The sequence below is a fragment of the Sphingobium amiense genome (assembly GCF_003967075.1).
GTDB classification, from domain to species: domain Bacteria; phylum Pseudomonadota; class Alphaproteobacteria; order Sphingomonadales; family Sphingomonadaceae; genus Sphingobium; species Sphingobium amiense.
On the sequence record NZ_AP018664.1, the window covers coordinates 152,332 to 165,747 of the forward strand.

11 protein-coding genes are annotated in these 13,416 nt (G+C 62.1%); 10 read left to right on the forward strand and 1 reads right to left on the reverse strand.

Annotated elements, in window-relative coordinates; all coding sequences use genetic code 11:
* Positions 1-61 precede the first annotated feature (61 nt).
* The 8 genes from phbB to SAMIE_RS00825 all read left to right on the forward strand — a co-directional run bounded on the left by phbB (position 62) and on the right by SAMIE_RS00825 (position 10,563).
* Positions 62-790 (forward strand): acetoacetyl-CoA reductase, encoded by a 729-nt coding sequence (gene phbB / locus SAMIE_RS00790; RefSeq protein WP_020817741.1) that lies wholly within the window; start codon positions 62-64, stop codon positions 788-790.
* 83 nt (positions 791-873) lie between these two features.
* Complete coding sequence (locus tag SAMIE_RS00795) at positions 874-1,317, forward strand: hypothetical protein (RefSeq protein WP_037444229.1); 444 nt, start codon at positions 874-876, stop codon at positions 1,315-1,317.
* Between the two features lie 174 nt (positions 1,318-1,491).
* Positions 1,492-2,898: an efflux transporter outer membrane subunit gene (locus tag SAMIE_RS00800; protein ID WP_048578300.1), complete on the forward strand. Its 1,407-nt coding sequence runs from the start codon at positions 1,492-1,494 to the stop codon at positions 2,896-2,898.
* Positions 2,895-3,971, forward strand: a complete 1,077-nt coding sequence (locus tag SAMIE_RS00805) for an HlyD family secretion protein (RefSeq protein ID WP_037444232.1) — start codon at positions 2,895-2,897, stop codon at positions 3,969-3,971. Before SAMIE_RS00800 ends, SAMIE_RS00805 begins: the two co-directional genes overlap by 4 nt.
* A gap of 4 nt (positions 3,972-3,975) precedes the next feature.
* Positions 3,976-6,723, forward strand: a complete 2,748-nt coding sequence (gene rbbA / locus SAMIE_RS00810) for a ribosome-associated ATPase/putative transporter RbbA (RefSeq protein ID WP_037444235.1) — start codon at positions 3,976-3,978, stop codon at positions 6,721-6,723.
* Between the two features lies 1 nt (position 6,724).
* Positions 6,725-7,852: an ABC transporter permease gene (locus SAMIE_RS00815; RefSeq protein ID WP_066516481.1), complete on the forward strand. Its 1,128-nt coding sequence runs from the start codon at positions 6,725-6,727 to the stop codon at positions 7,850-7,852.
* 227 nt (positions 7,853-8,079) lie between these two features.
* On the forward strand, positions 8,080-9,675 hold the full coding sequence (locus tag SAMIE_RS00820; RefSeq protein ID WP_086485530.1) for an FAD-dependent oxidoreductase: 1,596 nt from the start codon (positions 8,080-8,082) through the stop codon (positions 9,673-9,675).
* 267 nt (positions 9,676-9,942) lie between these two features.
* Positions 9,943-10,563, forward strand: a complete 621-nt coding sequence (locus SAMIE_RS00825; protein ID WP_066516482.1) for a glutathione S-transferase family protein — start codon at positions 9,943-9,945, stop codon at positions 10,561-10,563.
* Between the two features lie 272 nt (positions 10,564-10,835).
* Here the strand turns inward: SAMIE_RS00825 and SAMIE_RS00830 are convergent, their stop codons facing one another.
* Complete coding sequence (locus SAMIE_RS00830) at positions 10,836-11,447, reverse strand: hypothetical protein (RefSeq protein WP_066516483.1); 612 nt, start codon at positions 11,445-11,447, stop codon at positions 10,836-10,838.
* A 294-nt stretch (positions 11,448-11,741) separates the two neighbouring features.
* Here SAMIE_RS00830 and SAMIE_RS00835 point away from each other — a divergent pair, with 294 nt between their 5' ends.
* Together SAMIE_RS00835 and SAMIE_RS00840 are read left to right on the forward strand one after the other, a co-directional pair.
* Positions 11,742-12,257 carry an RNA polymerase sigma factor gene (locus tag SAMIE_RS00835; RefSeq protein ID WP_066516484.1) on the forward strand — a complete coding sequence of 172 codons (516 nt, stop codon included), beginning with the start codon at positions 11,742-11,744 and terminating at the stop codon, positions 12,255-12,257.
* Positions 12,258-12,349: 92 nt separating this feature from the next.
* A complete protein-coding gene (locus tag SAMIE_RS00840) occupies positions 12,350-13,363 on the forward strand; it encodes a FecR family protein (protein ID WP_066703038.1) in 1,014 nt (337 codons plus the stop codon).
* Positions 13,364-13,416 lie beyond the last annotated feature (53 nt).

Genomic DNA, 13,416 nt, shown 5'->3' on the forward strand with positions numbered 1-13,416 from the left:
TCCGGAGAGGCGCGACGGGGGAAACCGCGCGGCGTGACCTGAAAAATGGAGCCGGAGTATCATGACGGGAATTGCACTCGTAACTGGGGGAACACGTGGAATCGGCGCGGCAATCGCCCGGTCGCTCAAAGCAGCGGGATGGAATGTTGCCAGCATATATCATGGAAACGACGCCGCCGCCGAGCTGTTCCGGGATGGTACGGGCATTCCCGTCTATAAATGGGACGTCGCGGAGGAACAGGCCTGCCGCGAAGGCCTGGCCCGCGTGGAAAAGGAACTGGGCCCGGTTTCAGTGCTGGTGAACAATGCCGGCATCACGCGCGACACCATGTTCCATCGGATGAGCTTTGCGCAGTGGCGCGAGGTTCTTGGCACCAACCTCGACTCGATGTTCACAATGACGCGCGCCGTCATCGAAGGCATGCGCGAACGCCGCTTTGGCCGGATCATCAATATCTCCTCGATCAACGGCCAGAAGGGCCAGATTGGCCAGGTGAACTATTCGGCGGCCAAGGCGGGTGTGATCGGCTTCACCAAGGCGCTGGCGCAGGAAAATGCGTCGCGCGGCATCACGGTCAACGCCGTATGCCCCGGCTATATCGACACCGAGATGGTCGCTGCCGTGCCGCAGGATGTCCGCGAAAAGATCATCGGCGGCATTCCCGTCGGGCGCCTGGGCGATCCGGCTGAAATCGCCGAAGCCGTTTGTTGGCTGGCCTCGGACAAGGCCGGTTTCAATACCGGCTCGGTGCTCACGATCAATGGCGGGCAATATATCGCCAACGGCTGAAACTCTTGCCGTCCATGAATCTAATGCGTGGTTCGTCTTCCGATCTGCACTCCAGATCCAACCCCACTTCAAGGAGCAGTCTCATGAGCTATCCGTTCGACCAGTTTGCCGCTGTCGCCGGCGCCAATCGGCAACTCGCCCTCAAATGCGCCGAGATCATGCGCGAAGCCGGCCAGCGCCAGGCGGCGATCGCTTCGCGCACGTTCGAGCTTCTCTCGGCGCAGAGCGCGGAGAAGGCGGGGGCTGTGCCTCTGCCCAATATCGCCGGCTTTTCCGAGATGTGGCAGGAAATCAGCCGGAACGGTCAGGCGTGCGCCCAGGACATGAAGGGCGCGCTCGACGATTGGCGGGCCGGGGTTGGTGACAGCCTGTCACCCGGCCAGGCCCAGGAGCAGGCGGCTCATGTGCTGCAACTCTGGACGTCTTTCTTCACACCCTCCCAGGCGGGAGATGCCGCAGCCGCCAAGGCGCCTGTGACCGCCCCGGCCAAGACCGGAACGGCCAAGCCCGAGACCGACAAGACCTGAAAACCACAGTTCGACCGCCATGCCGCCAACCTGCGGCATTTCGGCAGGGCGGGGGCAGGTTGAAGTCTTCTTGCAACAGGGGATGTTGTGCGATTTACTGATCAAGTCCATATGAAAGGGTGGCGCCTGCCGTGCTTTCCCCTGCGGCCGAGGACCGCTGTTGTCGCCGCTTTGATGGTGGGTGTGACCGGCTGCTCTTTTGCGCCTGAGCATGTCCGGCCACCCCAGCCGGTGCCGCCGACCTACGAGGCGGCCAACATCGCCGGGACCACGATCGCGCGCATCGGTTGGCACGACTTCTTCCGGGAAGCCGAGTTGCAGCGGCTGATCGGCGAGGCGCTCGCGAACAATCGCGATATCCGCATCGCGGCGACCCGCGTCGCCGAGGTCCGCGCCGCCTGGCGGATCGAGGGCTCCTCGCTCTATCCGCAGCTCGATGCGGTCGGCACGGGAACGCGGGGCCGGACCCTGTTCAATCTCCCCGGCGCGGGCGCTACGCCTGTCGATGTCAAACAGATCAGCGCGCAGCTCTCGGCCAGTTGGGAGATCGACTTCTGGGGACGGCTGCGCAACCTGCGCGATGCCGCGCGCTGGCAGTATCTGGCGACCGAGGAAGCGCGCCGCGCGGTCGCGAGCCAGCTCGTCGCGCAGGTCGCCAACGGCTATCTTCTCGAACGGGAATATGAGGAACGGGTCGCACTCGCCCGGCACTCGATCGAAACGCGCGAGGAAGCGCTGCGCATCATGCGCCGCCGCTATGAGGTGGGATCGGGATCGAAGCTCGAGATGACCCAGGCGCAGCTGCTCCTGGGCCAGGCCAATACGACGATGCAGGGGCTGGAGCAGGACCGGGCCGTCAACCGCAATGCTCTTGCGGTGCTGATCGGGCGGCCTGTCGAGATCGCGTCCGGGACCCTGTCTCTGACCGACGTGCCCGAACGGCTCACGCTGCCTGCCGGGCTGCCCTCCGACCTTCTGGCCAACCGCCCGGATATCGTGGCGTCCGAATATCAGCTGCGCGCCGCCAGCGCCAATATCGGCGCGGCGCGGGCGGCTTTTTTTCCGAACATCAGCCTGACGGGCGCATACGGCACGATGAGCGATGAGTTGGACGGGCTGTTCTCCGGCGGCAGCGAGGCGTGGAGCTTCACCCCGACCATCCGCCTTCCGCTTTTCAACGCGGGACGCCTGAAGGGCAATCTCGACGTGGCCAGGGCCCGGCAGGAACGGGCGGTCGCGCAATATGAACAGACCGTGCAATCGGCGTTCCGCGACGTGTCCGATGCCCTTGTCCGCCGGCAGCAGTTGCAGCTGCAGATCGACACGACACAGCAGATGCTGGACGCCCAGCGCGAACGCGCGCGGCTCGCCCAGCTTCGCTTCGACAATGGCCGCTCGGCCTATCTGGAGGTGCTGGATGCCCAGCGCGACCTGTTCGACGCCGAACAGGCCCTGGTCCAGCTTCGGCGGGCCGAACTGGCCAGCATCGTCGTACTTTATTCGGCGCTGGGCGGAGGATTTGTCGCGGACGACGCCTTCGACGGCAACCTATCGAACAGAAACGGGGAACAGTCACAATGACGCAGACGACAGGCAAGACCTGGTTCATCAGGGGCGCGATCGTCGCGGCGGTCGTGGCGGTGGCCGTGATCCTCTGGTCGCTGCTCAGGCCCGCGGACCTGCCGGAGGGTATCGTCAGTGGCAATGGCCGGCTGGAAGCGCTCGAGATCGATATCTCGGCGAAAACGCCGGGCCGCATCCGCGATATCGTCGCCGAAGAAGGCCAGTTGGTGAAAGCCGGCGAGGTCGTCGCCCATATGGATGTCGAGACGCTCTCTGCTCAGCTTTCTGAAGCGAAGGCGCAGCTCGCCCAGGCGCTCAATGCCGTCCAGATCGCGCAAACCCAGGTGGGGCAGCGGCAGAGCGAACGCGCGGCAGCGCTCGCCACTGTCCGCCAGCGGGAAGCCGAACTCAATGCGGCCCGCAAGCGGCTTGGCCGGTCGGAAACGCTTGCGCGCGAAGGCGCCACGCCGACGCAGGAGCGCGACGATAACCAGGCGGCGGTCGAAGGAGCTTCCGCCACGGTAGAAGCCGCGCGCGCGCAGTTGGCGTCGGCCGACGCCAATATCGCCGCAGCGCGCAGCCAGGTCATCGGCGCCCGATCCAATGTCGATGCGGCGCGCGCAACCATCGCGCGGATCGAGGCGGATATCCGCGACAGCGACCTCAAGGCGCCTCGCGGCGGCCGCATCCAGTATCGGGTTGCCCAGCCGGGCGAGGTCGTCGCCGGCGGCGGCCGGGTCATGAACCTCGTCGATCTGACCGACGTCTATATGACTTTCTTCCTGCCGGAAACGGTCGCGGGGCGCGTGCGCATCGGCAGCGAGGTTCGCCTGGTGCTCGATGCCGCGCCCGATGTCGTCATTCCTGCAAAGATCAGTTTCGTGGCCGATGTCGCGCAGTTCACGCCCAAGACGGTCGAAACGCAAAGCGAGCGCCAGAAGCTCATGTTCCGCGTCCGGGCGAAGATCGATCCCGCGCTGCTCCAGCGCCATATCGCGCTGGTAAAAACAGGCCTGCCGGGCATGGCCTATGTGCGGATCGATTCCCAGGCAGCCTGGCCGGACAAGCTGTCGAACCTTGTAAAGGAATAGGCCGGTGGCTTCCCCCACGCCCCCCCAGGGGCCACCGGTCGTCCGCCTTGCCGGAGTGCGGTTGCGCTACGGCAAGGCGGAAGCCCTGCGCGGCATCGACCTCAACCTGAGCCCAGGCCGGATGATCGGTCTGATCGGCCCCGACGGGGTCGGCAAGTCGAGCCTGCTATCGCTGGTCGCGGGCGCTCGCGCCGTGCAGGAGGGGACGGTTCATGTGCTCGGCGGCGATATGGCCGACCGCCGTCATCGCGAGGACGTCTGTCCGCGCATCGCCTATATGCCGCAGGGTCTGGGACGGAACCTCTATCCGACACTGTCTGTCGAGGAAAATCTCCAGTTCTTCGCCCGTCTCTTCGGTCATGGCGCGTCCGAGCGCCGCCGCCGGATCGATGCGCTCACCCGCAGCACGGGGCTCTATTCCTTCCTGTCGCGGCCTGCCGGCAAGCTGTCGGGTGGCATGAAGCAGAAGCTCGGCCTGTGCTGCGCGCTGATCCACGATCCCGATCTCCTGATCCTGGACGAACCGACCACCGGCGTCGATCCGCTGGCGCGCGCGCAGTTCTGGGATCTGATCGCCGGCATCCGCGAAGATCGTCCCGGCATGAGCGTGATCGTGGCGACGGCCTATATGGACGAAGCGCAGCGGTTCGACTGGCTGGTGGCGATGGATGATGGCGCGATCCTGGCTACGGGCACGCCTTCGCAAATCCTTGAGCGGACCGGCACGGATCATCTCGAAGCTGCCTTCGCCGAACTGTTGCCCGAAGAGAGGAAACGCGGCCACAAGCCGGTCATCATCCCGCCGCTCGACGTCGACGAGGATGACATCGCCATCGAGGCGGAGGGGCTGACCATGCGCTTCGGCGATTTCGTCGCCGTCGATCATGTCAGTTTCCGCATCCGCCGCGGCGAGATCTTCGGTTTCCTCGGCTCAAACGGCTGCGGCAAGTCGACGACGATGAAGATGCTGACCGGACTGCTGCCGGCAAGCGAAGGGCGGGCCTGGCTGTTTGGCCATGAGGTCGATCCGCACGACATCGCGACGCGCAGGCGGGTTGGCTATATGAGCCAGGCTTTCTCGCTCTACGGCGAACTGACCGTACGGCAGAATCTCGAACTGCATGCGCGGCTGTTCCATGTGCCGGTCGACGAAATACCGGGCCGCGTCACCGAGATGGCGGAACGCTTCAGTCTCGAGCCGGTCATGGACGAGCTGCCCGAGCAACTTCCGCTCGGTATCCGCCAGCGTCTCTCCCTCGCTGTGGCGATGGTTCACAAGCCCGAACTGTTGATCCTGGATGAACCCACCTCCGGCGTCGATCCGGTCGCGCGTGACGCCTTCTGGCGGTTGCTTGCCGAACTGTCGCGCCGGGACAGGGTGACCATCTTCATCTCGACCCATTTCATGAACGAGGCCGAGCGCTGCGACCGCATGTCGATGATGCATGCGGGGAAGGTGCTCGACAGTGACGCCCCCGCGAAGCTCGTCGAGAAGCGTGGTGCTGCGACACTGGAAGAAGCCTTTATCGGCTATCTGGTCGAGGCCGGCGGCGACGGGGATGGGCAGGCCGCCGAAAGCGCGATTGTCGCGCCTGAACGGCCCCAGGAAAGCCATCAGGTCAAGCGCCGCTTCAGTCTGCAGCGCATGCTGAGCTATGTGTGGCGCGAGGCCCTGGAGTTACAGCGCGATCCCCTTCGCGGCACCCTGGCTCTGGCCGGCTCGGTGATCCTGCTGCTGGTGATGGGCTTTGGCATCAGCATGGACGTGGACAATCTGCGTTATGCGGTGCTGGATCGCGACCAGAGCAGTATTTCCCAGCGCTATCAGCTCGACATGGCGGGTTCTCCCTATTTCGTCGAGCGGCCGCCGCTCACCGACTATGACGATCTCGACCGCCGCATGCGGAGCGGCGAACTGGCGCTCGCCATAGAGATTCCGCCCGGGTTCGGGCGCGATGTCCTGCGCGGCGAGCGCGTCGCCCTGGCCGCCTGGTTCGATGGCGCCATGCCCATGCGCGCCGAGACCGTGCAGGGCTATATCCAGGGACTGCATCAAAGCTGGCTGACCGACCAGATGCGCATGGCCGGGGTGGGAAGCACCGCCGGTTCTATCTCGGTCGAGAACCGATTTCGCTACAATCCCGACGTGAAAAGCCTGCCGGCGATGGTGCCCGCGGTCATTCCGCTGCTGTTGCTGATGTTGCCCGCCATGCTCGCGGCCCTGGCCGTGGTGCGCGAGAAGGAGACGGGCGCGATCATCAATCTCTATGTGACACCCGTCACCCGCGCGGAGTTCCTGCTGGGCAAGCAACTGCCCTATGTCGCGCTCGCCATGGTCAATTTCATCGTCATGGTGCTGGTCTCGGCCATCCTCTTCGATGTTCTTCCCAATGGCAGCATCGTGGCCATGATGACGTCGGCTTTCCTCTTCTCGCTGATCGCGACGGGCATGGGTCTGCTTGCCTCCGCCATAACGCGCACCCAGATCGCGGCGATGTTCCTCGCCATGGTCGGCACCCTGATCCCGGCGGTGACCTATGGCGGCATGATAGATCCCGTATCGTCGCTCGAAGGGGTAGGGCGGGCGATCGGCGAGATCTATCCCGCAAGCCATATGTTCACGATCACGCGCGGCGTGTTCAACAAGGCGCTGGGCTTTGGCGACCTCGTCCACTCCTTCTGGCCGCTCCTGGTCTCGGGACCGGTCATCGTCGGTCTGGCGATCGCGCTCCTTAAAAAGCAGGAAAGCTGACATGCGCCAGAAGCTCTCCAACATCTACCGTCTGGGCGTGAAGGAATTGTGGAGCCTGTGGCGCGATCCGATGATGCTTCTGTTGATCGGGTTCAGCTTCACCTTGTCGGTCTATATGTCGGCTTCCTCCATGCCCGAAACGCTGCACAAGGCTGCGCTTGCGATTGTCGATGAAGATAATTCACCGCTCTCGCAGCGGATCGTCGCGGCGTTTTATCCGCCCCAGTTCAAGGAGCCGGTAATGATTAGCCCGGCACAGATCGACCCCGGCCTGGACGCGGGTACATACACGTTCGTGCTGCATATCCCCTCCGGTTTCCAGCGCGACGTGCTGGCGGGGCGTCCCGCCGAGGTGCAGCTCAACACCGATGCGACGCGCATGTCCCAGGCTTTTACCGGCAGCGCCTATATCCAGCAGATCGCTCTTGGCGAGGCCAATGAGTTCCTGCAGCGCTATCGCGGCAGGACGGCGCTGCCGGTCGACCTCGAGCTGCGCGCCCGGTTCAATCCGACCCTCGACAAGAGCTGGTTCGGCGGCCTCTCCCAGATCATCAACCAGATCACGATGCTGTCCATCATTCTCACCGGCGCCGCGCTCATCCGCGAACGGGAGCATGGCACGATCGAGCATCTGCTCGTAATGCCTGTGACGCCGTTTGAGATCATGATGAGCAAGGTCTGGTCGATGGGGCTGGTCGTTCTCGTCGCCTCCTTCGTGTCGCTCACATTCGTGGTGCGCGGCGCGCTTGGCGTTCCCGTTGCGGGATCAACGACATTATTTTTCGCCGGCGCGGCACTTGTCCTGTTCGCGACGACATCGCTCGGCATCTTCATGGCGACGCTCGCGCGCAACATGCCGCAATTCGGAATGCTCGCGGTCCTGGTCCTGTTGCCGCTGCAAATGCTCTCCGGGGGCACCACGCCCCGCGAGAGCATGCCGCAGATCGTTCAGGACGTCATGTTGATTGCGCCTACGACCCATTTTGTCGAGCTAGGCCAGGCGATCCTGTTCCGCGGCGCCGGGTTCGATGTCGTCTGGTCCCAATTTCTCGCGATCGCGGGGATCGGCGCGCTGTTCTTCGCGATCGCGGTGTCGCGATTTCGCAAGACGATCGCGTCGATGGCTTGAGCGGCGGGACCGACGAATGAACGCAGAAAGATACAGAGGTTCGTCTGGTCCGATCGCGCTGACAGATGCGATGAAAGCGCCGCGGGCCGGCTCTTTGGCCCTACCCTGACGCTTATCTCTCGCCGAAGGAGGCAAACGGTCGATCAATCAATTTATAGAAGATATTGGTTTAAGCACCCATGCATCATCATCTCGACGCAGTCGCGGGCCAGGCGCTGCTCACGTAAGTGTGCGTTGTCGGAGCCGGCGCCGCTGGCATCACATTAGCCCGAAAGCTGCTCGAGTCAGGCATCGACGTCGTGTTGCTGGAAAGCGGCGGTATCGACTTCGACCCCGAGATTGCCGCGCTCAATGAAGGCGAAATCACCGGGCTCGACTATTACGACCTGGAAAATGCGCGGTTGCGCTTCTTTGGTGGGTCAACAGCGATATGGGGCGGCCGCTGCGCGGAACTCGACCCGATCGATTTTGCCAAGAGATCTTGGGTCGAACATAGTGGCTGGCCGGTCAGTTGGGCGCAGATGCAGCCTTATTATCGGCAAGCCAGGGAAATTCTTGGGTTGCGCCCAAGGCATCCTGTCGCATCTGATCTGATCGCGGCGGGCATCGCCATGCCTGATTTCAACCCCGATCGCATTCGCTCCCTGCTTTGGACCTTCGATGAGATACATGGCCGCTTTTCCTTCGATAATTGCCGGGACCTGCGTGACCATCCCCGCTGCCGGATTGTCACGCAGGCGACCGTACAGGAGGTGGTGGCCGCTCCCAGCGCGCGAACTATCGACCATCTGGATGTGCGCAGCCTTTCGGGAAATCGCATCACTGTCCGGGCGCGCCACTATGTGCTTGCGACCGGCGGCATCGAAAATGCCCGGCTGCTGCTGGCATCGCGATCCATCATGCCGATGGGACTGGGTAATGGTCACGACTGGGTCGGCCGTTGCTTCATGGAACATCCTCATGCGCGAGGCGGACGTGTCATCTCGGGAAAGACATGGCTACTGCTGAACGCTTTTGCCAAAAGGCATAGAGTGGAGGGGCAGCCGGTTGCTGCGCTGCTGGCACCGGGCATCGAGCTCCAGAAGGAGCAAGGGCTGCTCAACACCTCGCTGACGATCGCTGGACGTCAGCCGCCTCATGGGCGTGAAAGCTATGCAATGCGGACCTATGGCCGACTGAAGCATGAAATGGCGCCTGACCGCCGTGGCCGCAGACTGTGGATGACGGTCAAGAAAAACGCCCATCGCATCCTGCGTTATTCCGAGCCGGCGCGGCCTTGGGTCCTCAACAAGATGCGGCTGCTCGATGTCGCCCTGCTTGTGCGGGCCGAGCAGGCACCCAATCGGGAAAGCCGGGTCATGCTGTCGAACCTTCGTGATCCGATGGGCGTGCCGATTTCGCGCCTGCATTGGCGCACCAGTGCAATAGACACGCATAGCGTCGCCGGTCTCGTCCATGCGCTCGACGCCGAATTGCGGCGCCTGAATCTGGGCACAGTCGAGGCGGCACCCTGGCTGGAAGGCGAGGACTGGCAATTTGATCCGCTGGTGAGCGCGCATCCGATCGGCGGTTATCATCATATGGGTACCACCCGCATGTCGGATAGCCCGCACGAGGGAGTTACCGACAGCTATGGTCGGGTCCATGGCATCGAAAACCTGTCCATTGCAGGCAGTTCACTCTTCCTGACATCGGGCTGGGCCAATCCGACCCTGACGATTATCGCGCTTGCCTGTCGCACAGCAGCGGCGATCGTGGAGGGCCTCAAGGCCGGCGAGAAGACGCGTTCGGGGATGGTCATAGAGGCTGAGAGAACGCGGTGAGCGGGATTGTCATTCGGATGATTTTATATGATCGATCACCGGGACCGCTGCCCGGATCGCCTTTCAGAAACACCTGCCGACAACGGAGGAGGCACGCTATGAACCTGCCCGGATGATGGCGATCCTCAGAATCTTGATCGGCAGGTCTGCCTCCCCCTAGATGCCGCATCCGTGGTCCCGCTGTGCAAGCAGGTTCGCGGGCTCGTCACGACGCTTGGCGCCTTGCCGAGCCTTGCACAATGACCGTATTTCCAGAGGAGACGACCCATGCTGACCGTTCATCATCTTGGCATATCGCAATCAGACCGGATCGTCTGGCTTTGCGAGGAATTGGCGATACCCTATGACTTGGTCCGCTACGACCGCGATCCCGTCACACGGCTTGCACCTGCCACATATAAGGCGCTGCATCCCGCCGGGACGGCGCCAGTCATTACCGATGACGCCCTTGCACTTTCCGAATCCGGTGCGATCGTCGACTATATCGTAGCCCGCTATGGAAACGGGCGGCTGACCCTGCCGTCGGATCATCCTGACTATGCGCGTTTCCTCTACTGGTGCCATTTCGCCAACGGTTCGCTCATGCCCGCGATGATGATGCTGATGGGTGAGGGAGGAATGGCCCAGGTTATGCGTGATCGCATCGCCCGTTATCTGACGGCGCTCGACACGCATTTCGGCCAGGGTCATAGCTGGCTCGCCGGTGATGTTTTCACGATCGCCGACATCATGATCATGTTTCCGTTGACCACGATGCGGGCGTTTGTTCCCCTTGACCTGTCTCCCTATCCAGACCTTCGGGCTTATTTGAAGCGGGTATCCGGGCGTCCCGGCTTTCAAGCCGCAAAAGCAAAAGCCGATCCCGACCTCGAATTGCCGATCGATTGAAGTCCATGATGGAGCGGGAGCCGACGTATGCTCTCATATCGCTCGTCAAAGGCGATCCCGGGCGCAGTGAAGGCTCGCAGCGCCGGGGGGACCGGAGGGTAGGGGAATAGGGTGGCGATCAAGAGTAAAGGGTGCGCAGCGGCGCCTCAGCGATGGGCTTCGTCCTGTTTTGGGCTCATATGCCCGTTCTGGCGTGCCGACAATGAGTGCGAAGGTTTTTCCTGTTCGTGTCACGACCTTGCGCTGATTGGGCATCCTGAGCGAGATGACCGTTACGGTTTCGATGAACCATTTGCGCTTTTCTCGGAGGCATCCTTTACACCGACCTTGTTCAACAGTTTGCTCCAATCGATCCGGACCAAAAGCACGACGAAGCCGATCATCGCGACCTGCAGCGCTATTCCCATGGGGCTGGAGAACATGGAGGTGAAAAGGTCGTTCATGCTGGTTTCGCGGATGCCCTTCGCGGAATAGGCGTAGATGGAATAGGAAACGAGCCGCCCCGCGAAAAAGGCGAGCGTAAAACCCAGCAAGCGAATGCCTGCAAAACCTGCCGCAGCGAACAGTTGAGCCGAGGGTAACGGCGACAGTGCGAACAGGCCCAGGGCCAGTATCATATTGCGCTGCCTGGCTTCCAGCGCCTGGCGGGCGGCTTCCAGGTTCTGACGATATTTTGCCGGCAAATACCCGCCGAAAAATCGGAAAGCATAGGCCAGCGCCAGTCGCCCGGATGCAGCCGCCAGTGCGCCAATGAGAACCAGAGCGACTACCGGCAGGTCTGTGTTCAGACTGAATAACAGGATGATCGACCATGTTGGCGGACCGAATGCGGGTAGCAGGTTCACGCCCAATATGATGACGAACAGCAAAATGTAATCGTTCAAGTCCGCAGTGAGCCTTCATTTATGCATATGGCACGAGCCCACCGCTATGGATGTCGCGTCCCTTGCGCGCAACCCGTTCGCCTGGGCCACGGTGAGGATATAATGTCATTTTTTAAGAATGAGCGAACTGAGTCCGGGGTTTTTTGGGCCAATCCGCGGCTCTTGAACATCAGTTCGCTCATTCTCGAAAACTGAAGTATCCTCGAGGGTGTACTTCTCTCCCCAATTGCGATTGGATCGCATTAAGAATGATGATAGCGTAACCGAATTTGGCAAGGCGATGAGGGACCAGGAGTGCCCAACGGAAAGGCTACCCTCAAATTGTTCCTCTCGCATCGCGAGGCCCTTATCCGTTATGCAAAGAGGATAATGGGCGAAACCGCCGACGCGGAAGACATTGTGCAGGAGGCCTGGCTTCGCGCCAGCACTGGAACCGCCAAGCTGCCAGCGCCGGACGCTATTGCCTATCTGCGAATGACGGTGCGCAACCTTGCGCTGAACGGGACGAGGCGCAAGCAGATCGAGGCGCGGATCTTCGATGCGCGCGACGAGATAGAAGCGATTGGCATTGCGTCAGATCAGCCGGACCCGGAAGTGATCGCGATCTCGCGCGACGAATATGCGCGAATTATTTTCGCGCTCCGGGAGATGCCGGAAAAGATGCGGATCGCTGTCGAAATGCATCGGATCGGCGGTAAAAAACTCACAGAGATCGCAGCCTTTCTGGGAATCTCGAAATCGACAGCTCACACGCTGATCCTTGAAGGCATTGAGCGTTGCCGCGCCATAGCGGATCGCATGTCCGCATGAAAATTCGCATTTCATCCGGAAAAATGCCCTGCTCGATTGTTTAATGAATGGGGGAAAGCCATCATGGCGACTGTTCATCACAAAGGGAAACCATGAGCGCCGGGCGCGACACAGGTGAAGACATGGCCGAACGGCGCCGCGCCAACCGCGAGGCGTCAGGATGGGTCATTCTCCTTCAGGAAGATCCTGAAGATCACGCCCTACGCTCCGAGTTCGACGCATGGCTGGATGCAAAGCCGGTTCACCGGGACGCATGGGCCGAAACGCAGCGCATATCGCATGTTGTCCGCACGATGCCTCCGGCCCACGCCCATCGTTGGCGCAGGGTGAAGCCATCCATCCTGCCGTTCCTCGGCCGAAACAACAGGCGGCGAGCCGCGCATATCTTTCTGGGAGCAGCGGCAGCCTGTCTTGCGATCACCGTGGCCCCCGGTGTGCTGCTCGATCTGCGCGCCGATGCCATTGCGGGGACCGGCGAAATGCGATCGGTTGAGCTTGCCGATGGCAGCAAAATGATCCTCGCGCCAGAAAGCGCCGTCGCGTTCGATGTGAGCAGGGGCGGAGAACGCACAGTGCAGCTGCTTCGGGGCAGGGCATGGTTTGATGTCGCGCCCGATCCCGATCATCCATTCCAGGTCGTCACGGACGTTACCACGACCACGGTTCTCGGCACAGCTTTCGAAGTGCGGAAAGGGGCGGGGCATCAGGTGTCGGTGGCCGTTCGGAACGGCCTCGTCCGTGTGGCCTGCGACGACCAGCCAGATCAGACGGAGAGGCTGACCGCCGGCGAAGCACTCGATCTGAGATGTGCGGAGCAGAGCGCCTTCCGGAAGGATGTCGATCCTGCGCGGATCGCGGCCTGGACCGATCATCAGATCATCGTAAGCGACAGGCCAGTGCGCGAAGTGATCGACGCGCTGAGACCCTGGCATAGCGGTTTGATCCTGACCTATGGCACCGGTCTCGACACACGGCGGGTTACCGGCGTTTATGACACGCGCCAGTCGAGAGAAGTGCTGCAGGCCCTCGCCCAGTCGCATGGTTTGACAGTGCGGAACGTCACGCCATGGGTCACGGTCATCACCGCCGATCAGGGCGACGATTAACAGGGATTCGCGCTTTTTTCCGCTTCCTGTGCATTTTTTTTCCGGAAATTCCC

Coding starts and splice junctions, on each gene's coding strand:
- SAMIE_RS00795 (WP_037444229.1), top strand. CDS start 874: ATGAGCTATCCGTTCGACCAGTTTGCCGCTGTCGCCGGCGCCAATCGG.
- SAMIE_RS00800 (WP_048578300.1), top strand. CDS start 1,492: ATGGTGGGTGTGACCGGCTGCTCTTTTGCGCCTGAGCATGTCCGGCCA.
- SAMIE_RS00805 (WP_037444232.1), top strand. CDS start 2,895: ATGACGCAGACGACAGGCAAGACCTGGTTCATCAGGGGCGCGATCGTC.
- SAMIE_RS00815 (WP_066516481.1), top strand. CDS start 6,725: ATGCGCCAGAAGCTCTCCAACATCTACCGTCTGGGCGTGAAGGAATTG.
- SAMIE_RS00840 (WP_066703038.1), top strand. CDS start 12,350: ATGAGCGCCGGGCGCGACACAGGTGAAGACATGGCCGAACGGCGCCGC.
- phbB (WP_020817741.1), top strand. CDS start 62: ATGACGGGAATTGCACTCGTAACTGGGGGAACACGTGGAATCGGCGCG.
- SAMIE_RS00825 (WP_066516482.1), top strand. CDS start 9,943: ATGCTGACCGTTCATCATCTTGGCATATCGCAATCAGACCGGATCGTC.